23 protein-coding genes are annotated in these 19,978 nt (G+C 65.3%); 11 read left to right on the forward strand and 12 right to left on the reverse strand.

All coding sequences use genetic code 11. From position 1 onward, the window contains the following. Positions 1-84: 84 nt before the first annotated feature. Both ACZ1I2_RS12860 and ACZ1I2_RS12865 read left to right on the forward strand, forming a co-directional pair. Complete coding sequence (locus ACZ1I2_RS12860; protein WP_465176973.1) at positions 85-900, forward strand: hypothetical protein; 816 nt, start codon at positions 85-87, stop codon at positions 898-900. Next, on the forward strand, positions 897-1,643 hold the full coding sequence (locus ACZ1I2_RS12865; protein WP_465176972.1) for a hypothetical protein: 747 nt from the start codon (positions 897-899) through the stop codon (positions 1,641-1,643). Before ACZ1I2_RS12860 ends, ACZ1I2_RS12865 begins: the two co-directional genes overlap by 4 nt. Here ACZ1I2_RS12865 and ACZ1I2_RS12870 read toward each other — a convergent pair. From ACZ1I2_RS12870 to ACZ1I2_RS12880, 3 genes are all read right to left on the reverse strand, one after another. Further along, complete coding sequence (locus tag ACZ1I2_RS12870; protein WP_465176971.1) at positions 1,610-2,206, reverse strand: GNAT family N-acetyltransferase; 597 nt, start codon at positions 2,204-2,206, stop codon at positions 1,610-1,612. The two genes, ACZ1I2_RS12865 and ACZ1I2_RS12870, sit on opposite strands and share 34 nt — an antisense overlap. A gap of 4 nt (positions 2,207-2,210) precedes the next feature. Then, entirely contained in the window at positions 2,211-3,071 is an 861-nt protein-coding gene (gene hemF, locus ACZ1I2_RS12875; protein ID WP_465173735.1) for an oxygen-dependent coproporphyrinogen oxidase, read from the reverse strand. Positions 3,072-3,199: 128 nt separating this feature from the next. Beyond that, positions 3,200-3,652: a tRNA (cytidine(34)-2'-O)-methyltransferase gene (locus ACZ1I2_RS12880; protein WP_465173734.1), complete on the reverse strand. Its 453-nt coding sequence runs from the start codon at positions 3,650-3,652 to the stop codon at positions 3,200-3,202. Positions 3,653-3,698: 46 nt separating this feature from the next. Between ACZ1I2_RS12880 and ACZ1I2_RS12885 the strand changes: the two genes are divergently transcribed. The 6 genes from ACZ1I2_RS12885 to ACZ1I2_RS12910 all read left to right on the forward strand — a co-directional run bounded on the left by ACZ1I2_RS12885 (position 3,699) and on the right by ACZ1I2_RS12910 (position 7,650). Next, the gene (locus ACZ1I2_RS12885; protein ID WP_465173733.1) at positions 3,699-3,836 is read left to right on the forward strand and encodes a hypothetical protein; all 138 of its coding nucleotides are present in this window, start codon (positions 3,699-3,701) and stop codon (positions 3,834-3,836) included. After that, a complete protein-coding gene (gene petA / locus ACZ1I2_RS12890) occupies positions 3,837-4,421 on the forward strand; it encodes a ubiquinol-cytochrome c reductase iron-sulfur subunit (RefSeq protein ID WP_465173732.1) in 585 nt (194 codons plus the stop codon). Positions 4,422-4,431: 10 nt separating this feature from the next. Further along, a complete protein-coding gene (locus ACZ1I2_RS12895) occupies positions 4,432-5,721 on the forward strand; it encodes a cytochrome b (protein WP_465173731.1) in 1,290 nt (429 codons plus the stop codon). 15 nt (positions 5,722-5,736) lie between these two features. Continuing rightward, the gene (locus ACZ1I2_RS12900; protein WP_465173730.1) at positions 5,737-6,582 is read left to right on the forward strand and encodes a cytochrome c1; all 846 of its coding nucleotides are present in this window, start codon (positions 5,737-5,739) and stop codon (positions 6,580-6,582) included. After that, a complete protein-coding gene (locus tag ACZ1I2_RS12905) occupies positions 6,557-7,144 on the forward strand; it encodes an adenine phosphoribosyltransferase (protein ID WP_465173729.1) in 588 nt (195 codons plus the stop codon). Before ACZ1I2_RS12900 ends, ACZ1I2_RS12905 begins: the two co-directional genes overlap by 26 nt. Before the next feature lie 131 nt (positions 7,145-7,275). Continuing rightward, complete coding sequence (locus ACZ1I2_RS12910) at positions 7,276-7,650, forward strand: hypothetical protein (protein WP_465173728.1); 375 nt, start codon at positions 7,276-7,278, stop codon at positions 7,648-7,650. 19 nt (positions 7,651-7,669) lie between these two features. Here ACZ1I2_RS12910 and ACZ1I2_RS12915 read toward each other — a convergent pair whose 3' ends face one another. The 5 genes from ACZ1I2_RS12915 to ychF form a co-directional block, all read right to left on the reverse strand. Further along, on the reverse strand, positions 7,670-8,119 hold the full coding sequence (locus tag ACZ1I2_RS12915) for a MaoC family dehydratase (protein ID WP_465173946.1): 450 nt from the start codon (positions 8,117-8,119) through the stop codon (positions 7,670-7,672). Positions 8,120-8,121: 2 nt separating this feature from the next. Next, on the reverse strand, positions 8,122-9,357 hold the full coding sequence (locus ACZ1I2_RS12920) for an alkaline phosphatase family protein (RefSeq protein ID WP_465176969.1): 1,236 nt from the start codon (positions 9,355-9,357) through the stop codon (positions 8,122-8,124). Positions 9,358-9,476: 119 nt separating this feature from the next. Continuing rightward, positions 9,477-10,889, reverse strand: a complete 1,413-nt coding sequence (locus ACZ1I2_RS12925) for a hypothetical protein (RefSeq protein WP_465176968.1) — start codon at positions 10,887-10,889, stop codon at positions 9,477-9,479. 53 nt (positions 10,890-10,942) lie between these two features. Beyond that, positions 10,943-11,263 (reverse strand): hypothetical protein, encoded by a 321-nt coding sequence (locus ACZ1I2_RS12930; protein WP_465173725.1) that lies wholly within the window; start codon positions 11,261-11,263, stop codon positions 10,943-10,945. Positions 11,264-11,303: 40 nt separating this feature from the next. Further along, positions 11,304-12,404, reverse strand: a complete 1,101-nt coding sequence (ychF, locus tag ACZ1I2_RS12935; protein ID WP_465176967.1) for a redox-regulated ATPase YchF — start codon at positions 12,402-12,404, stop codon at positions 11,304-11,306. A 182-nt stretch (positions 12,405-12,586) separates the two neighbouring features. Between ychF and ACZ1I2_RS12940 the strand changes: the two genes are divergently transcribed. Next, positions 12,587-13,186, forward strand: a complete 600-nt coding sequence (locus ACZ1I2_RS12940) for a hypothetical protein (protein ID WP_465173723.1) — start codon at positions 12,587-12,589, stop codon at positions 13,184-13,186. Positions 13,187-13,199: 13 nt separating this feature from the next. Here ACZ1I2_RS12940 and ACZ1I2_RS12945 read toward each other — a convergent pair whose 3' ends face one another. From ACZ1I2_RS12945 to ACZ1I2_RS12960, 4 genes are all read right to left on the reverse strand, one after another. Continuing rightward, positions 13,200-13,805, reverse strand: a complete 606-nt coding sequence (locus ACZ1I2_RS12945) for a TIGR02466 family protein (protein WP_465173722.1) — start codon at positions 13,803-13,805, stop codon at positions 13,200-13,202. Then, a complete protein-coding gene (gene pth / locus ACZ1I2_RS12950) occupies positions 13,802-14,377 on the reverse strand; it encodes an aminoacyl-tRNA hydrolase (protein WP_465173721.1) in 576 nt (191 codons plus the stop codon). The genes ACZ1I2_RS12945 and pth overlap by 4 nt, the downstream gene beginning before the upstream one ends. Positions 14,378-14,470: 93 nt before the next feature. Next, positions 14,471-15,175 (reverse strand): 50S ribosomal protein L25/general stress protein Ctc, encoded by a 705-nt coding sequence (locus ACZ1I2_RS12955; RefSeq protein ID WP_465176966.1) that lies wholly within the window; start codon positions 15,173-15,175, stop codon positions 14,471-14,473. A gap of 232 nt (positions 15,176-15,407) precedes the next feature. After that, positions 15,408-16,310, reverse strand: coding sequence for a TraB/GumN family protein (locus tag ACZ1I2_RS12960; protein WP_465176965.1), 903 nt, complete (start codon positions 16,308-16,310; stop codon positions 15,408-15,410). A 230-nt stretch (positions 16,311-16,540) separates the two neighbouring features. Between ACZ1I2_RS12960 and ACZ1I2_RS12965 the strand changes: the two genes are divergently transcribed. Together ACZ1I2_RS12965 and glyS are read left to right on the forward strand one after the other, a co-directional pair. Continuing rightward, entirely contained in the window at positions 16,541-17,380 is an 840-nt protein-coding gene (locus tag ACZ1I2_RS12965) for a glycine--tRNA ligase subunit alpha (protein ID WP_465177145.1), read from the forward strand. Positions 17,381-17,579: 199 nt separating this feature from the next. Further along, the gene (gene glyS / locus ACZ1I2_RS12970) at positions 17,580-19,907 is read left to right on the forward strand and encodes a glycine--tRNA ligase subunit beta (protein WP_465176964.1); all 2,328 of its coding nucleotides are present in this window, start codon (positions 17,580-17,582) and stop codon (positions 19,905-19,907) included. The last annotated feature ends 71 nt before the right edge of the window (positions 19,908-19,978 follow it).

Raw genomic sequence — 19,978 nt, forward strand, 5'->3', positions numbered from 1 at the left:
CAAGGATTGGCGTGCCGCGGGAAGCTGCGCTAACAGGGCCGCGGCGCCGATGCGCCATGGGAGGGCGCGACGTTTATGGTAAGCATGGGAACGGTCTGGGATCGCACGACCGACTTCTTGGGGGACAATCTCTCCACGATTCTGCCGATTGCCTTCCTCGCGATCTTCCTGCCTTATGTCGCGCTAACACTTGCCATGCCGATCGCAGCTGCGGACGCCAGTCAATGGGGACTCTACGGCGTCGTGCTGCTGTGCTTTGTCGCGATGTCGTGGGGCAACCTGGCCCTTGTCGCTTTGTCGCTCAATCCGTCGGACGGCGCAGGGGGCGCGAAACAGGCAGCGGCGCGTCGCCTTCTCCCTACCCTGATGTTGTCGCTATTGCTTGCGGTGGCCATGATCGCCCTGCTCGCCGTTGCGTTGGCGGTCATCCTGCCGCTCAGCGGAATCGATCTCCAGCGCGCCATGTCGGGCGGCCCGGCGGACATGCCGTCAGGCCGCGCCGGGGTCCTCGGCCTGGGACTGCTTGCTGTAGTCGTGTGTCTGCTGTGGCTCTATGCCCGATTGGTGCTTTTCAGTCCGATCATGATCGCGGAGCGACGGGGAATTGGGGTGTTTTCGCGATCTTTCGCTCTGACCCGCGGCCTTGGCTTGAAGATCATGGGGGTATTGCTTCTCTATTCAATCGTCTCCTGGGTGGCAGCGAACGCGACGAAGTTCGTGTTCGGCTCGATCCTGCGCCTGCTCGACGAGCATGGCGGTGTCCTTACGCTCTCGACCATCGTCACGACGATCCTCGTCAGCCTGGTGACGACGGTCTTCCTGGTCCTCGCAGCCGCCTTTACGGGAAAGCTCTACCTGGCAGTGCGCGATGTGCGCGAGGCGATCGTCGACTCGCTATGACCCTTGATGTGAACGGCGTCTTCAGTGACGCCTGGCGGCTGTGGAAGCGCGATCGAGACCTGCTGATCGGCGTGGCGGGGTTCTTCCTGTTCGTGCCCGAACTGGCGATGAAGCTGTTCGTCGCCCTGCCGCCGGATCCGCCGAGTCCGCTCGACAAGGCGGCGCTCAAGGCATGGCTCGACGCCCTCGAATCCTGGTCTTCCCAGTTCAGCCTGATCGTCATCCTGCTGTCGCTGATCGCCTTGTTCGGGACCGTCACGCTCTTCACCCTCTATCTCGACCCGGAACGGCCGGACGCGAGGCGTGCCATGGCGCGCGCGCTGCGTCTGTTCCCGCGCTTCCTGCTGCTCTCGTTCCTCGTCGCGGTGCCGGTCTATTTCGGCCTGATGCTGCTGTACCTGCCGGGCTTCTACGCCCAGGGGCGCCTGATGCTGGCTTTCCCCGTGGTCGTGGCCGACCAGCCCAAGGGAGCGCGCGGCGCGATGTCGCGGAGCCTGATACTGACTCGCGGTCACGGCCTGGTGCTGGCCGGGTTCGCCTGCGTGACGTTGCTTGGCGGCAACCTGCTTTCCTGGCCGTTCGTGGCGCTCGGCAAGGCGCTTGACGGGGCCCCGATGGCCAATCCCGTGGTCGCCGTGCTGCTGGATATCGGCGCGGCGGCCGGCGCCACGGTCGGCGCGCTCGCCGGAATCCTGATCCAGATCGCGCTTTACCGGCGGCTGAGGTCCAGCCGGGGAATCTGAGGCGCCGCGTCCGCCGGCAGCACGCCGATCGCGCGGGGATCGGCAAAGGTCTCCACCGTCCGCGAGATCGCGGTGAAACCCGACGCGCGATAGAAACCGAGCGCCGAGGGATGATCGAGCGTGCAGGTGTGTACCCAGACCCGCTCGATCCCCCTGGCCCAGCCGCGCGCGAGCGCCTCGGCCATCAGCCAGCGGCCAAGACCTTGCCCGGCGAGTTCCGGAATCAGGCCGAAATAGGAGATCTCGCATTGAGCAGGGGTGCGAAAATCGAGCTCGAGCATGCCGACCTCGAGGCCGGCCGAATCGACCGCCGCGAAGATCGCGATGCCCGCGTCATGGATGATCGCGGTGAGGGCGGCATCGTCCATCACCAGCCGCGAAAACCAAAGCCAGGGCGCGCCGATTCGTTTGAACAGCGCGCGATATTTGTCCGGCGAGGGGGCGGGCCAGGCGACGAGGCGCAGGCGGGAAGCGGGCATCGGCCGCAGCGGCGGCCGCTGGCGCATCTCCAGCGTGGTGACGACCGTCGCCACCTCGTGCGAAGGGACCGGTATCAATCCCACCCCATCACTCCCATGTGGCGACCGGCGGCAGGCTCATCAGGATCGCGTCGATATTGCCCCCGGTCTTGAGGCCGAACAGCGTGCCGCGATCATAGACGAGGTTGAACTCGGCATAGCGGCCGCGCCAGGCGCGCTGCGTGGCGAGATCGGCATCAGTGAACGTATCGCCCATGCGCCGCCGCACGATTCGCGGGAACGCGTCGAGAAACGCGCGCCCGACATCCTGGGTGAAGGCGAAGTTCGCCGCGAAATCCCCTTCGAGATGATCGTAGAAGATACCGCCGACGCCGCGATGTACCTGGCGGTGCGGGATGTAGAAATAATCGTCGGCCCATTGCCTGAAGCGCGGATAATGCGCGGGGTCGTGCCGGTCGCACGCCGCCTGCAGCGTGGCGTGGAAGTCCTCGGTATCCTCGGCTCGGGGCAGGGGCGGGTTGAGATCCGCGCCGCCGCCGAACCACCGCTTCGTCGTGACGAGGAAGCGCGTGTTCATGTGCACCGCCGGCACCTGCGGATTCGCCATGTGCGCGACCAGGCTGATGCCGGTCGCGAAGAATCGCGGATCATCTCCGGCGCCGTGGATCGACTTCGCGAAATCGCCTTCGAAGGTACCGCCGACGGTCGAGACGTTGACGCCGACCTTTTCGAACACCTTGCCCTTCATCACGCCCCTTACGCCGCCACCGCCGGGCGCGCCCGACGGATCGGTCCGGTCCCAGGCGAGATAGTCGAACCGCGCGTCCGACCCGGCCTCGGCCTCGATCGATTCGAATTCGGCGCAGATCCGGTCGCGCAGGCTTTCGAACCAGGCGCGGGCGGTGGATTGTTCGGAGTCGAGTAAAAACGCGTCAGTCAAAAAGGTCACCGTTCGTCCCGAGTGCCATCGAGCCTGTCGAGATGGCGTATCGAAGGACGTGTGTCTCGATACGGGTTCTCGACAAGCTCGAACCCTACTCGACACGAACGGAGTTAGAATCAACCCAGAGTTGAAACTCAGTGCTTCGGCCAGCCCCTGGTCTGGCGCAGCGCCTCGCCCAGCGCGATTCCCGCGGCGACCGCGACGTTCAGCGACCTTCTGCCCGCCGCCAGCGGAATGCGGACCGCCAGGTCGGCGCGCGCATGGACGTCCGGCGGCACCCCCGCGCTCTCGCTGCCGAGGAGAAGCACGTCGTCCGCCTGGAACGTGGCTTCGTCGATACGAACGCCGCCGCGTGTCGTCAGCAGCACGATCCGGCCGGGCACCCGTGCCTCGAACGCCGTCCAGTCGACATGGCGGACCACCTGCGCGGCATCGAGATAGTCCATGCCCGCCCGGGCGAGCGCGCGGTCGCCCCAGGCGAATCCCATCGGTTCGATCAGGTCGACCCCTACCTCGAGACAGGTGCAAAGCCGGAGGATCGTGCCGACATTGCCGGCGATATCGGGCTGGTAAAGGGCCACACGCATGCCGCTCGCATAGGCCTTTGTGCGCTCGCGTAACAACAGGGCTAAAATGCTGTTGGCAAAGCGTGCCGCCCGCGTCTATCAGGCCGCCAGCCTCCGTGGGGACGGAGGATCGGTGGGCGTGCGCGGACCAATCGCAACGCGCTTCTCCGAACGTCGCCGCGACCTGAAGTGCAAGGGCAAGTGAATGGCAATTGTTGATACCGCCGTACCGCCTGGGGAAGACCCGGCACCGTTCCATGAGGAGGTGGAAGATCCCCGCCGCCGCGATTTCATCAATATCGCGGCTGTGGCCTGGATCGGCGTCGGCGGCGCTGTCGTCGTGCTGCCCCTGCTCAACCAGATGAATCCGTCGGCCGACGTGCTCGCGCAGTCGACCACCGAGATCGATCTCGCGAAGATCCAGCCCGGCCAGGCGATCAAGACCTCGTTCCGCAAGCAGCCGCTGTTCGTGCGCAACCTGACGCCGAAGGAAATCGCCGAGGCCGACGCGGTCCCCGTGAGCGAGCTGCGCGACCCGCAGACGCTGGCGCAGCGTACCAAGGAAGGCCACAAGAACTGGCTGATCACGCTGGGCGTGTGCACTCATCTCGGCTGCGTGCCGCTGGGCGCGGGCGAAGGCGAGAATCGCGGGCCGTTCGGCGGCTATTTCTGCCCGTGCCATGGTTCGGCCTACGATACCGCAGCGCGCATCCGCAAAGGCCCGGCCCCGAAGAATCTGGCGGTGCCCGACTACACCTTCAATTCTGCCACCACCGTAACGGTCGGTTGAGGTACGCATCATGAGCTTTCCCTGGGCCAAGCATTACGCACCCTCCAACCCGCTGATGAAGTGGGTGGACGAACGGCTGCCGGTTCCGCGCCTCGTCTATAACGCCGTGGGCGCCGGCTATCCGGTGCCGCGCAACCTCAACTATTTCTGGAACTTCGGCGTGCTCGCCGGTGCCGCGCTCGGCATCCAGATCATCACCGGCATCGTGCTCGCCATGCATTATGGCGCGACGGCCGACGGCGCGTTCAACTCGATCGAGCACATCATGCGCGACGTGAACGGCGGCTGGCTGCTGCGGTATGCGCATGCCAACGGCGCGGCGATGTTCTTCATCGTCGTCTATATCCACATCTTCCGCGGCCTTTATTACGGTTCCTACAAGGCGCCGCGAGAGATGGTCTGGCTGCTCGGCGTGGTCATCTTCCTGCTGATGATGGCGACCGCCTTCATGGGCTATGTTCTCCCCTGGGGTCAGATGAGCTTCTGGGGCGCGCAGGTGATCACCGGCTTCTTCTCGGCGATACCCGTGGTCGGCGACTATATCCGCATCTGGCTGCTCGGCGGCTTCGCGCCGGACCAGGCCGCGCTGAACCGCTTCTTCTCGCTCCATTACCTGCTGCCGTTCGTGATCGCGGCGGTCATCATCCTGCACATCTGGGCGCTGCACATTCCGGGTTCGAGCAACCCGACCGGCGTCGAAGTGAAGGGCGAACAGGACACGGTGCCGTTCCATCCTTATTACACCGCCAAGGACGGCGTCGGCCTCGGCGTGTTCCTGGTGCTGTTCGCGGTGCTGATCTTCCTGGCGCCGAACTATCTCGGCCATCCGGACAATTACATCCCGGCCAACTCGCTCTCGACGCCGGCGCATATCGTGCCCGAATGGTATTTCTGGCCGTTCTACGCGATCCTGCGCGCCTTCACCTCCGACTTCATCCTGCCGGCCAAGCTGTGGGGCGTGCTGGCGATGTTCGGCTCGATCCTGCTGCTGTTCTTCCTGCCCTGGCTGGACAGCTCGCCGGTGCGTTCGGCCAATTACCGGCCGACCTATCGCACCTTCTTCTGGATCCTGGTGGCCGACGTCCTGATCCTGGGCTGGTGCGGCGGTTCGCCCGCGACGCCGCTCTACGTCATCCTCAGCCAGATCTGCGCAGCCTATTATTTCGCGCATTTCCTGATCATCGTGCCGATCATCTCGCGGGCTGAACGCCCCGCGCCGTTGCCGAACTCGATCACCGAGGCGGTGCTGGCGAAGCATGGTGGCACCTCGCCGGCGCAGACCGCGCTCGCGGCCGAATAAGGGGCAACAGGTACAATGGTCCGCAATCTTGCAATGCTGGTCGGTGCGGCGTTCGTCGTCGTGCTCGGCTGGGCTCTCTCCTGGACCGTCTGGGGCCAGATCACCGATCCGGCGGCACCGTCGATCGAGACGAGCGAATGGCACAAGCACCCCAAGGAGCTCGAGCTCGAGTCCAACGGCGTGTTCGGCAAGTTCGACAACCGCCAGCTGCAGCGCGGCTTCCAGGTGTTCAAGGAAGTCTGCTCGGCCTGCCATTCGCTGCATCACGTCTCGTTCCGCGACCTGCAGAAGATCGGCTATAGCGAAGCCCAGGTGAAAGCGATTGCCAACCAGTGGGTGATCGAGCAGCCCTCGATCAACCCGGATACCGGCGAGCCCGCGACCCGCAAGAACATCCCCTCGGATCATTTCCCGTCGCCCTTCGCGAACGAGATCGCGGCGCGTGCCGCGAACAACAACGCGAACCCGCCTGACCTGTCGCTGATGACCAAGGCGCGTCATGACGGCCCGGCCTATGTCTATTCGCTCCTGACCGGCTATCAGCCGCAGTCGGCCGAGATGCTCAAGCAGTTCCCGGACGTGAAGACGCCCGCCGGCCTGCACGCGAACCCTTATTTCGCGACGATGAACATCGCCATGCCGCCGCCGCTGACCAGCGAAGGCCAGGTGACCTATCTCGACGGCACCAAGCCGACCGTCGACCAGATGGCGAAGGACGTCGCGGCGTTCCTCGTGTGGACCGCCGAGCCGAACCTCACGGCGCGTCATTCCTATGGCTGGCCGGTGATCATCTTCCTGCTGATCTTCGTCTTCCTTGCCTGGGGAGCGTATCAGAATGTTTGGCGCGACATTAAGCACTGAGACCGCCAGTTCCGGGATCGGCGCGCCTGGCGCCAATGACGATCTCAGGGCGCTGATCCGCACGATCCCCGACTTTCCGAAGCCGGGGATCATGTTCCGCGACATCACGACCTTGCTGCTCGATGCGAAGGGGTTCGCCCTGACCATCGAGCGCATGGCCGCCCAGGTGGAGGGCAAGATCGATCTGGTCGCCGGGATCGAGGCCCGTGGTTTCCTGTTCGCGGCCGCGCTGGCGGCGCCGCTGAACGCGGGCGTGCTGCTGATCCGCAAGGACGGCAAGCTGCCCGGCGCGACGATCGCCGAAGACTATGCGCTCGAATATGGTACCGACCGGATCGCGATGCACGAGGATGCGCTCGCGCCCGGCGCCAGCGTGTTGCTGGTCGACGACCTGATCGCCACCGGCGGCACCGCGCGCGCCGCCGTCCGGCTGCTGCGCAAGGCCGGGGCCGTGGTGACTCAGGCCAGTTTCGCGATTGATCTGCCCAAGCTTGGCGGCGCCGACGCGTTGCGCGCGGATGGGATCGCGGTTCGCTCACTGGTGGCATTCGACGGCCATTGATCGGCGCGCCCTCACGGGCGTCGTTTCTTCGCGTTTGGCGCGTCGGAACCGTCGTCGGTTTTTCCCGTTGATGGCGCATCGAAGCGCCGCTGCCGCACCACATCGGCGCTCCCATCATGGGAGTTGCGTCAATGTCACCCTTCAAGCTTTCCGTCGCCAGCCTTGCCCTCGTCGCCGGGCTCGGACTCTCCGGCTGCGCCACCGATGGTTATGGCGGCGGTTATGGCAGCATGTCGGTCGGCTATGCCGGCGGCGACTGGGACCCCTATTATGGCGGCTATAGCGGCAGCCCCTATTGGGGCTGGAACAACGACTATTATTATCCGGGCACCGGCTATTACGTCTATGACCGGCAGAACCGGCGCCATCGCTGGAACGACAGCCAGCGCGGCTATTGGCAGGGCCTGTCGCAGAGCTGGCAGCGCGATCGCCGCGACATCCGTCCCGTCTGGCGCGACTATGGCGTGAACCGCGGCACCTATGGCGGCGGTCGCCGCCGCCGCTGATGACGGCGCGCCCGGCGGCTCAGCCGGCCGGGCGAGTCCGGATGAGGCCGATCGAGATGAAGGTCATCACCGGGACATCGTCCTGGTTGAGCACCGTCATCCTGCTGCGATAGCTGCCCATCTCGGGCCGGCTGTTCGAGGCGCGCTTGTCGAGGATCTCGGTCTCGCAGCGCAGCACGTCGCCGGGATAGACCGGTTTGAGCCAGCGCAGCTCATCGATGCCGGGCGAGCCAAGCCCGGCCTGCTTGTTTGCCTTCAGATTTGCGACGACCATCGACATGGTCATCGCGCAGGTCTGCCAGCCGCTGGCCGAGAGCCGCCCGAAATGCGTGGTCGCGGCTGCCTCGTCGGACAAATGGAAGGGCTGGGGATCATATTTCGAGGCGAATTCGATCACCTCGTCGCGGGTGACCTCGTAGCGGCCGAAGCGCGCCGTTGCGCCGACCACGATGTCCTCGAAATATTGCATGGTCACTTTGTCTCCGTCGGGGCGAGCAGAGGCGCGAGCGTGGCCGCGTCCCCGTCATTGGGCAAGGGCGCGACGCCGATCAGGCGCGCGAGCATGGGGTAGAGATCGACATTGTCGAATTTGGCGGGCACGCGACCATCACGGCGGAAGGCAGGGCCATTGACCAGGAACATGGCAGTCATGTCGGGATCGTCGGGCTCATAACCATGATCGCCCTTGTTGGTCGGCATGCCGGGCATCACTTCGCCGCCCGCAGCGGCCTGGCAGACAAAGGCGCCGACCCGGGGATTGGCGCCGTAATGGAATTTCGCGGGGACCTCGGCCTTGCGCCAGCAGGTCATGTCCGGGTTGGGCGCGAGCAGGACGCGGGCGACTTCGTCCTCATGGCCCGGCATCGGATCGAGCGTGGCGAAGGGACCATAGCTTGCCAGTCGATAGCTTTCCTTCGGCAGGATCTTGTCGAGCGAGACGGTGCGTTCCGGCTGGATCGCGCGCATGCCGTGATCCGAGACGATGACGAGGTTGACCGGCTGGCCCATGCGATCGAGCCCCGATTTCAGGTCGCCGATCAGCCCGTCGATCAGCCGCACCGCATCGCGCGCCTCGGGCGCGATCGGGCCGAACTTATGGGCCGCCTTGTCGACATCGTCGAAATAGATCACCACGAAACGGGGACGGATGTCGGCCGGGCGCCGCATCCAGTCGGTCACGGTCCGCACCCGTTGCGCGCTGGTGAAATTGGGGTCGAACCGGATCCAGTCGAATGGCCGCATGTCGCCATGCGCGGCTTCCTCGCCCGGCCAGAACATCGTGCCGGCATGCACGCCGTTCTTCTCCGCGGTGATCCACAGTGGCTCGGATTCGGCCCACCAGAAGGGATCGGAGCTTTCCAGTTCCTTGCTGTAGAAGCGCTGGCCGGGCCTTTTCGGGTCATACATGGTGTTGGCCACGATGCCGTTGCGATCGGGCCGCAAGCCAGTGACGAGCGTCGTATGGTTGGGGAAGGTGAGGGTCGGGAAGCTCGGCCGCATCGTCGCGCGGACGCCCTGCTTCGCCAGCGCGTCGAGCACCGGCGTATTGCCGCGGTCCATATAATCGGGCCGGAACGCGTCGATCGAGATCAGGATGGTGACGGGCGCGCGTTGCCCGGCCGCGGCCTGCACGATCGGGGCGGGGGGTGGCGTGGCGGCACAGGCGGAAAGCGCCAGTGCCGCCAGCGCCACGACCCATCCCGTCATGCCGGACCTGTTCCGGCATCCCCTTCGCGGCTCGGCGTCCTGGCTCATCAGTCCTCCAGCGCCCGCCGCTCGATGGACCCCGGGACAAGCCCGGGGTGACGGTGGGATTCGCGGTTCGCCTATTGCCCGAGCGAGAGCTTGGCGAACAGCGTATAACTGACCGGCGCGTCGCCATAAGCCGCATCGAGCGCGGCCGGCTTGGCATAGGCCGCGAGCGCCCCGCCCAGCGCCAGTCCGAACGGCCCCGGCAGCGGCAATCGATAGGCGTAACCGCCCTCGACCTTGCTCACCCGGAACATCCGGTCGTGCAGCGGATCGGCATGGTCGGGGAAGAGTTCGTCATTGGCGACATTCTCCGCGCGGCCGAACAGGGTGTGGTGCTTGCCGATGTTCCAATTGGCCTCGGCCAGCCACGCCGTCGAGGTGCGGCCAGGCAGCGCCTTCTTGGCGGAAAAGGCGACCAAGGTGGACAACCCGCCCTTGGCATATTGCACGCTCGCCGTGGTGCGGGCTTCGTCGCGGGTGGGTTCGAGCTGTTCGGGCCTCTTGATCCGGCCATGGCTGAGCTGAAGTGCCCATTCGGGCGAGGGCGTCCAGGTCGCGCGGACGCTCCAGCTGTCGAGCTTCGGCGATTCGATGTTCCAGCGATACTGGTCCGGCTCGCGCCCGCGAAAGGCCGACGCCTCGAGCTGGAAGCGTGGCGTCGCCACGCCGGCCGTCACCACGCCATAAGTGATGTGCGTGCTGTCGAACCAGTGATGCGTGATCGGTGCGAGCGGCAGATATTGCGCCGACGCCCGGTGCATGAAGGCCGAGGGGCCGAGCGCCGGTTCCGCCACCGGCCCGCCATAGAGGAACAGGCTGGTGCCGGGCGCGACGTCCAGATCGACCCGGCCGGACAGTTCCATGAACAGGTCGTGCGGATGCTGGCGGTCGACGAGATGGGTGACGCCGTCCGCCGTCTCGCCGGTGGCGAACAGGCTGGGATAGCCCTTCGCGCCCATCAGCGGTTCGAGGCTCAGCATGGTCTGGAAGCCCACCCTGACGCCGGGCGCGACCGGCCCCGCCGCGGTGACCATCGCCATCGACTGGACAAAGGCCATGTCGTCGCCGCGCGGGCCGCCCTGGTCGGTCCAGGCGCCCCAGGCATAGCCGTGCAGCATCACCATCCAGTCGCCGGCCGGAAGATGCACGCCGTGCATCGCGCCTTCATTGGCGGGCAGGCGCGACGTGCCGGAACCATAGGCGATGGCGGGCATCTCCATCGCGGGCGCATCGCCGGGCATGGCCATGCCGGGATGATGGCCCTGATGCTCCTGCGGCGCCTCGGGGGCAGGCGCGGGGGCAGGAGCCGGCATCGGCATGTCGGGGTCCATCGCCGGATCAGTCTGCGGCGTGGCCGGTGTGGGTATGCGTGCGGGTGTAGGGGTGGGCGCGGGCATGTGCATGCCATGGTCCATGGTCTGCGCTGACGCAGCCATGGGGATCAGCGCCGCCGCGGCCGTGGCCGCGCGCAACTTGAATCGATTCATCGTCTGGAACTCTCGCAAGGAGGAACGTGATCGGGGCAGGGCTGCCCCACGGATCATGCCTCGGCGCGCGGAGGCGGTGTGTCGGGCGCGGGCGCCTTGCCGGGATCGAAGGTGGCGGCGCGCGCGATGCAGATTTCGACGGTCCTGAGTTCGGGCCCATCCCAGACGCCGCTTTTCAAGGTCGATGGCGGAATGCAGCCGATACAGGCATGCCCGACCACGGCCTTGTCGTCATGCGCAGGCGCGACCGGCATCGGCGCGTCGTGATGCGACATCGCCATCCGCGGAGCCGGCGCATCATGGCACGACGCCGCGGCCATCGCGGGAAACGCAAGGGCGGCGAGCAGCAGCGACAGGATCAGCCGGGCGAGCATCAGGTCAGCAAAATAGGCCGGCGTAGAAGCATGAGCAACCTCAGACGTTGAAGCGGAACAGCATCACGTCGCCGTCCAGGACGACATAGTCCTTGCCCTCCGACCGCAGCTTGCCCGCGTCGCGCGCGCCGGCTTCTCCCTTGAACGCGACATAATCGTCGAAGGCGATCGTCTCCGCGCGGATGAAGCCGCGTTCGAAATCGGTGTGGATCTCGCCGGCCGCCTGCGGGGCCCTGGCGCCGACATGGACGGTCCAGGCGCGCGCTTCCTTCGGGCCGACGGTGAAGAAAGTGAGCAGGTGGAGCAGCTTGTACCCGGCGGTGATCACGCGGGCGAGGCCGGTCTCTTCCAGGCCCAGTTCCGACAGGAACTCGCCGCGCTCGTCGGGCGCCATGGTCGCGATCTCGGCCTCGATCGCGGCCGAGACGACGACAGCTTCGGCGCCTTCGGCCTTGGCCTTTTCGAACACCTTGGCCGACAGGGCATTGCCGTTGGCGGCATCACCCTCATCGACGTTGCAAACATACAGGACGGGCTTGGACGTCAGCAACTGGGCCTGAGCGAAGACGCGTGCTTCCTCCTCGTCCTTCGGCCTGGTCAGCCGGGCGGGCTTGCCTTCGCGCAGCAGCTCGAGCGCCTGGCCGAGCACCGAGACGGCGATCTTGGCTTCCTTGTCGCCCTGCGCGGCCTTTTTGGCGAAATTGGGCACGCGCTTCTCGAGGCTTTCCAGGTCGGACAGCATCAGCTCGGTCTCGACCGTCTCGGCATCGGCGATCGGATCGACCTTGCCCTCGACATGCGTGACGTCGCCATTCTCGAAGCAGCGCAGGACATGGACGATGGCGTCCACCTCCCGGATATTGCCGAGGAACTGGTTGCCCAGGCCCTCGCCCTTGGACGCGCCGCGCACCAGGCCGGCGATGTCGACGAAGCCGAGCTGAGTCTCGATGATCTTGGCCGAGCCGGCAATCGCGGCGAGCTGATCGAGCCGCTTGTCCGGCACCGCGACGTTGCCGACATTCGGCTCGATCGTGCAGAACGGATAATTGGCCGCCTGCGCCGCCGCCGTCTCCGTCAGCGCGTTGAAGAGGGTGGACTTGCCGACATTCGGCAGGCCCACGATGCCGCATTTGAAACCCATATCGTCCCGCGATGAAAGTGAAGCGCGGCCTTTAAGGCGTGACGCGCCGAAACGCCAGCGACCTGCGTGTCGCGCGGATGCCTTTATCGTTCGCGCCGGTGAGGATCGGGTCGGTCGGTATCGTCTAACGGTACAAGCCAGGCTGAGCGATCATGCCGGGCGCACGGGGCGGGGGGCCGACGATGCGCGTAACTTTGGGGTTGGCCGTGATGGCCATGGGTGTGGCGACGCAACCGGCATGGTCGCAACAACAGGCGGCGCATCGCGCGGGGGCACCGCTTACCCTTCTCGTCGCGGGTCCGATCGTGCCCGGTCAGGGCGTTGCGATCGCGCCGAACGTCAGCCTGCGGGTGACGACGCCGCCGCTGATCGGCCGCGATCCCCTGGTTTACACCGACGGTCGCTTTCAGGAGCGCGTCGACAGCTCGATGATCGATTTCTTTCCCCTGGGCGAGGGGCTGCATCTATCGGCCGGCATGCGGCTGTTTGCGCGCCAGAATGCCGACCGGACCTATCGTGGCCTGGTCTATAGTCCCAGGGGGCGCGGGCTCGGCGGGATCGGCGGGCGCCGCTTCACCCCGGCCGCGACGATCGGCTATATGCGCCCCGTCGGCCCTGGCACGATATTGGGGTTCGAAGCGGGCGCGGTGATGGGCCGGCTGAACTCGGGCATGTCGGGGCGGCTGCGGCAGGCGGACGCGGACGGGAACGGGATGAGCGGACTCAAGCCCGTCACGGGGATCAACCGGATCGCTCACCTTACCTTCGGGTACAGGTTCTAGAAGCCGCGAGGGGCTACCAGCGATAGTTGAAGCTGATGCTGATCCGCTCGTCCTTCGAGGTGCCGGCCGGTACCTCGTGGCGCAGCCAGCTCTCCCATAGCAACACGCTGCCGGGCTCGGGCTCGACATAGACGAAGCTGCGCAGATCCTCCGGCGCGTCGTGGAGGCGAGTCGGGGCGGCCATCATCAGCGGCAGGCGCGGATCCTCCAGCTTGAGCGGCCCGGCACCCGGCGGCACCGCGATATAGGCCGTGCCCGACACGGCGCTGTGCGGATGGATATGGCCGGAATGCGTGCCGCCCGGCTTCAGGACGTTCACCCAGAAGCTGTCGAGTTTCAGCTTGCCGCCGCCCAGATCGAACGCACACTCGGCCGCGAAGGACGCGACATGTTTGTTGAGCCGCTTGACCAGCTCGCCGAAGGTCGGGTCGCGCTGCGGCAGGTCGTTGAGCGAGGCATAGCTGGTATAGCCACGATAACCGTTCGCCTTGGACCAGTGCCGTCCGGCCCGGTCGTCCTCCGCCAGCACGCGGCAGGCATGGTCCAGCTCCGCCACGAAATCGGGGTCGCCCAGCACGCCCTCATACAGCCGCGTCGCGAACAGGCTGCGCACCGTCATTTCGATTCTCCCAGCCGCAGCGCGACATCGCTCATGAAGCGGGCGTCATTGCCCTCGGCGAGCCATTTCGCCTCGGCCGCGACCGCGCCGAGCAGGTCGGCGAGCGAGTCCATCTCCGCCTTGGCGTAATTGCCCAGCACATAGGGGCTGACCTTGTCCTTGTGGCCGGGATGGCCGATGCCGATGCGCACGCGGCGGAATTCATTGCCGATATGCGCCTCGGTCGAGCGCAGGCCGTTATGCCCCGCGGTGCCGCCGCCGATCTTCACCTTGACCTTGAAGGGCGCGAGATCCAGCTCGTCATGGAACACGGTGACGTCGCCGACATCGAGCTTGTAGAAACGCATCGCCTCGCCGATCGAGCGGCCGCTCTCGTTCATGAAGGTCGCGGGCTTCAGCAGCAGGATCTTCTCGGGGCCGATCCGGCCTTCCTGAGTCCAGCCCTGGAACGCCTTTTTCACGGGGCCGAAATCATGCATGTCGGCGATGGTGTCGGCCACCATGAAGCCGACATTGTGCCGCTGCAGCGCATATTGCGCGCCGGGATTCCCAAGGCCGACCCAGAGTTGCATGAAGCTCCTTTACCCAAAGAAAAGGGGCAGGGAAGCCGTTGCTTCCGCTGCCCCCGATCCTGTCCCGCGCCGCCGAGGGCACGGATCGTTCGTTCAGCCTTCCGAGGCTTCGTCGTCGGTCGCGGCTTCGGCAGCAGCTTCCTCGGCTTCCACTTCGGCGACATGCTCGTCATGCGCTGCTTCGGCCAGGGCCTCTTCTTCGGCGACCTGTTCGAGCGTCTCGGACTTGAGCGCCGACGGTGCGATCAGCGTGGCGATGGTGAAATCGCGGTCGTCGATCGCCGAGGTGACGCCCTTGGGCAGTTTCACGTTCGAGATGTGGATCGAATCGCCCACATCGGTGCCCTTGAGCGAGATGGTAATCTCGTCGGGGATCTCGGACGCGTCGCAGATCAGCTCGAGCTCGTGGCGAACCACGTTGAGCACGCCGCCGCGCTTGATGCCGGCCGACTCTTCCTCGTCAACGAACACCACTGGCACGTTCACGTGCACGGTCGCGTGCTCGGAGATGCGCAGGAAGTCGACATGGACCGGGCGATCGGTCACGACGTCGAAGGCGACGTCCTTGGGGAGGGTGCGCACGGCCTTGCCGCCGACGTCCACCATCACCACCGAATTCATGAAATGACCCGTCATGAGAAGACGCATCAGCGCCTTTTCCTCGACATGGATCGAGGCGGGGTCTTGCTTGTTGCCGTAGATCACGGCGGGTACGCGGCCTTCACGACGAAGCGAACGGGAGGCTCCCTTGCCAACCTGTTCACGCGTCTCGGCTGCGAGCGTAAGCTGATCGCTCATTGCAGTCTCCGATATGCTTGGTTCAAATCTCCGGACAGGCCTCCAGGGATGACCCTGACCGGAAGCGGGCGCCTATAGGGGAACAAGGAGTGAGAGGCAATCCCTTCACACCTCTCCCATCGGGAGAGGGAGGGGCCCAAGCGAAGCTTGGGAGGGTGAGGGTGACCGCAGTAGATTGTTACTCACCCTCATCCGGCGCTTCGCGCCACCTTTTCCCACGGGGAGAAGGGTTTTAGTACTTCACCCGCTTTGCGTTGAGCCGATAGCCGCGGAGCTGCTCGATCACGCTGTCCTTGCCCGCCAGATGCCCGGCGCCGACCGCGATGAACACCGTGCCCGGCTGCTTCATGCGATTGCTGATCCAGAACGCCCAGCGCTTGTTGCGATCGACCAGCAGCGCCTTCTTCACCTCGGGCGAGGCGTCGAGATCGTCGTTGAGCGTGCGGCCCAGCGCATCGGGGTCGCCTTTTGCCCAGCTGTCGACCATCGTGTTCATCGTTGCATCGAGCTTGGGCATCTCGTCGATGGTGTTGGTCAGGAAAGCGACCTGCGCCGGCATCGACAGGCTGTCGAAGATGTTGAGCTGCTCTTCCGCCGTCTCCAGCCCGGTCACTGGCTTGCCCTGCGCGGCGGCCGCCTTGCTGATCGACTGTTCCGGGCCGTTGCTGACGTCATAGCCCTTTTTCAGCAGGGGCAGCAGCGACAGGTTGGTCGCGGCATACCAAGGCTCCATCGAGTCGAACGCGGTCGCGGGCAGACCGAGATCGGTCAGCGCCTTGGCCAGCGCGGGGCGTTTCGCCTCGGGCAGGCGCTGAGTCAGCGGGATGCCGTCATGCGCGATGCCCTTGGCCATGACCAGCGCCTGCATGGCCGCGGCATCGGGCATCACCAGCTCGAGCACCACTTCCTTCGACGAATCGAACGCCTTCTTCACCCCGTCGTCGAACCAGCTCAGGCCGGGCTTCAGCACATGGATGGTGCCGAACAGATAGATGGTCGTGTCCTTGTCCCTGACCACCCACAACGCCGGATCGGCATCGCGCGGGGCGACGGGGGCTGTAGGGGCGGGCTGGGCGCAGGCCGGCGCCGCGAACAACAGAGTCAACGGCGCGATCAGCTTGCCGAACATCTTCATAAGGGGGTTCCTGAAAGGGATCTGGCGCGTGCTTATCGGCAATCCGGGCGGCACTCCACCCGCTTAACCCCGATTTCGCGGATGGCGCGTCCGGCGCGCCTCAAAGCGTGATTGCCATAGCCGGGGGCGGTTGACCCTTTTCGGGGCATGCGCCAAAGCGGCGGAAAGAGTTATACTGCATCTGCGAAGGGTTTTCCCGCACCGTGACCGAGCCGCTGAGCTTCCAGCGCATGATCCTCACGCTCCATGACTATTGGAGTGAGCGCGGCTGCCTGATCCTGCAGCCTTACGACATGGAGATGGGGGCAGGGACCTTCCACACCGCGACGACGCTTCGTGCGCTCGGCCCGGACACATGGAATGCCGCCTTCGTCCAGCCCTGCCGCCGGCCGACCGACGGGCGTTACGGCGAGAATCCCAACCGGCTGCAGCATTATTACCAGTATCAGGTAATCCTGAAGCCGAGCCCGCCCGATTTGCAGGAACTCTATCTCGGGTCGCTCGCGGCGATCGGGATAGATTTCACGCGGCATGACATCCGCTTCGTCGAGGACGATTGGGAATCGCCGACGCTCGGCGCCTGGGGACTGGGCTGGGAAGTCTGGTGCGACGGCATGGAGGTGACTCAGTTCACCTATTTCCAGCAGATGGGCGGATTCGACTGCAAGCCGGTCGCCGGCGAGCTGACCTATGGGCTGGAGCGGCTGGCGCTGTACCTCCAGAACAGGGACAGCATCTACGACCTGGCCTATAATGATGCTGGCGTGACTTATGGGGACGTGTTCCTCGAAAACGAGATCGAGCAATCGACCTGGAATTTCGAGGTCGCGAACACCGAGGCGCTGTTCGACCTGTTCCGCAAGGCGACCGCCGAGTGCGAGAATTGCCTGGAGGCGAAGCTGCCGATCCCCGCCTACGAGCAGGCGATCAAGGCGAGCCATGTGTTCAACCTGCTCCAGGCGCGGGGCGTGATCTCGGTGGCGGAACGCCAGGCCTATATGGGCCGCGTGCGTGATCTGGCGAAGGGCAGCTGCCAGGCGTGGATGGACAAGAACGGGTGGGCGGCGTGATGCGGCGCGCGACATCTCAGTTCCTCCCCGGAACGGGGAGGGGGACCATGCGTAGCATGGTGGAGGGGCTTGGAGCGCGGGCGGCTGCGTACCGAGTGTCGTCGCGAATTGAGATGGAAGCTCTGGAGCAAGCATATCGCGCTCCAATCCCCTCCACCGCCTTCGGGGGTCCCCCTCCCCGTTCCGGGGAGGAACTATAATGACCGACTTCCTCCTCGAACTCCGCTCGGAAGAAATCCCCGCGCGCATGCAGGACAAGGCGCGGGACGATCTCGCGCGGCTGTTCGCGGCCGAGCTCGGCAAGGCCGGCCTGCGCGCCGACGCGATCGTCTCCTTCGCGACGCCGCGCCGCCTGACCCTGATCGCCCGAGACTTGCCGGCCGAAACCGAAGCGACCAGCGAAGAACGCAAGGGCCCCCGCGCCGATGCGCCGGCCCAGGCGCTGGAAGGCTTCCTGCGCTCGACTGGCCTGACCCGCGACCAGCTCGAGGAGCGCGACGACGGCAAGGGTAACAAAGTGCTCTTCGCCGTCACGCAAAAGCCCGGCCGCGCAACCGCGGACGTGCTGGCCGAGGCGATTCCGGCGATCATCCGCGCCTTTCCCTGGCCCAAGTCGATGCGCTGGGGCGATGCCTCCAGCTCGACCGAGAGCCTGCGCTGGGTGCGGCCGCTGCAGGGCATCGTCGCGCTGCTCGGCGACGATGTGGTGCCGTTCGAGATCGCCGGCATCGCCTCCGGCGCGGCGACGGTCGGCCACCGCTTCCACCACCCGGGTGTCATCACCATCGGCAACGCCGGCGACTATGCCGACAAGCTGCGTGCCTGCCACGTCCTGGTCGACCAGGACGAACGCCGCACGATCATCCACGACCGCGCCAAAGCGCTGGCGGCTGAGGCCGGGCTCGAGCTGATCGAGGACGAGGGTCTCGTTGCCGAGAATGCTGGCCTCACCGAATGGCCGGTGCCGCTGCTCGGCCGTTTCGATCCCGAATTCCTGAGCGTTCCGCCCGAGGTGATCCAGCTGACTGCGCGGGTGAACCAGAAATATTTCGTCTGCCGTGGGGCGGACGGGAAGCTCGCCGATGCGTTCATCTGCACCGCCAATATCGACGCGGTCGATGGTGGCGCGAAGATCGTCGAGGGCAACCGCAAGGTGCTCGCGGCGCGGCTGTCGGATGCGAAGTTCTTCTATGAGACGGACCTCAGGGTGCCGCTCGACGAGCAGGCGAAGAAGCTCGAGAAGATCGTGTTTCACGAGAAGCTGGGGACGCTCGCAAACAAGGTCGAGCGGGTGGCAAGCTTGGCGCGCTGGCTGGTCGAGCAAGGCATCGTTAAAGGCGCTGATCCCGCGCAAGCGGAACGTGCAGCACGCTTGGCAAAGGCCGACCTGGTCACGGGTATGGTCGGTGAGTTCCCCGAACTTCAGGGCCTGATGGGAGGCTATTACGCCCTTGCACAAGGTGAGCCGGCGCAAGTTGCTGACGCTGTGCGTGATCATTACAAACCGGTTGGGCAGGGTGATTATGTGCCCACCGCACCGCTGACTGTGGTGGTGTCGCTCGCGGATAAGCTAGATACAATATCGGCTTTTTTTGCCATCGGAGAGAAGCCCACCGGGTCAAAAGATCCGTTTGCGCTTCGCCGCGCGGCAATTGGTGTACTCCAGATACTGTTCAGCAATCAAACTCGAGCTCCCCTTCTTCCAATTGTTGAGCTTGCAGCGGCAGGCGTAGGATTTCAGAGCCAGGTTGCTCCAATCTTTCGAGTGTTACCAGTTCTCGACGCGATTGGCAGCTTAGGAACTAATCTCAAATGGGGTGAAGTGTTTGATCATTTGATTGCGGGTGCGTCAAATCAGGCGAATGCTGATGCCTCCAAGTTCATTCAGGGTGCGCGAGTTACATCGAAGGAGGTCCTCGACTTCTTCGCCGACCGCCTCAAGGTCCAGCAACGCGAAGCCGGCGTCCGCCACGACCTGATCGACGCCGTCTTCGCGCTAGGCGGCGAAGACGATCTCGTCCGCTTGCTCGCCCGCGTCCACGCGCTCCAGGCCTTCGTCACCACAGAGGACGGTACCAATCTCCTGGCCGGCTACAAACGTGCGGCGAATATCCTCAAGAAGGAGGGATGGGACCAAACCCAAACCGTTCGTGTCGAGCGAAGTCGAGACACCTTGTCGGGCGAGACCTCTCCGTCGAACGATGTTGCGAAGCCGGCCCACGGCTTCTCGACTTCGCTCGAAGCGAACGGAGGGGAAGAGCTGCCTTACGTACCCGAACCAGCCGAGGCGGCGTTGATCGCTGCGCTCGACGACGCCGCGCCGCGCGCCGCAACAGCCGTCGAGGCCGAGGATTTCGAAGCCGCCATGGCAGCGCTCGCCTCGCTCCGGGCACCGATCGACCGCTTCTTCGACGACGTGACCGTCAACGACCCAGACCCCGCAAAACGCGAAGCACGCCTCGCGCTGCTCGCCCGGGTTCGCGATGCGGTCCATTCGGTTGCCGACTTCTCCAAAATCGAGGGCTGACGACACGCATCTTCGCCCCGCCGACACCAGATTGCCTCGCCTCCCCAGCGAAAAAACCAGGCACACAGAGG

Source organism: Sphingomonas sp. BL-S-29, from assembly GCF_055521495.1.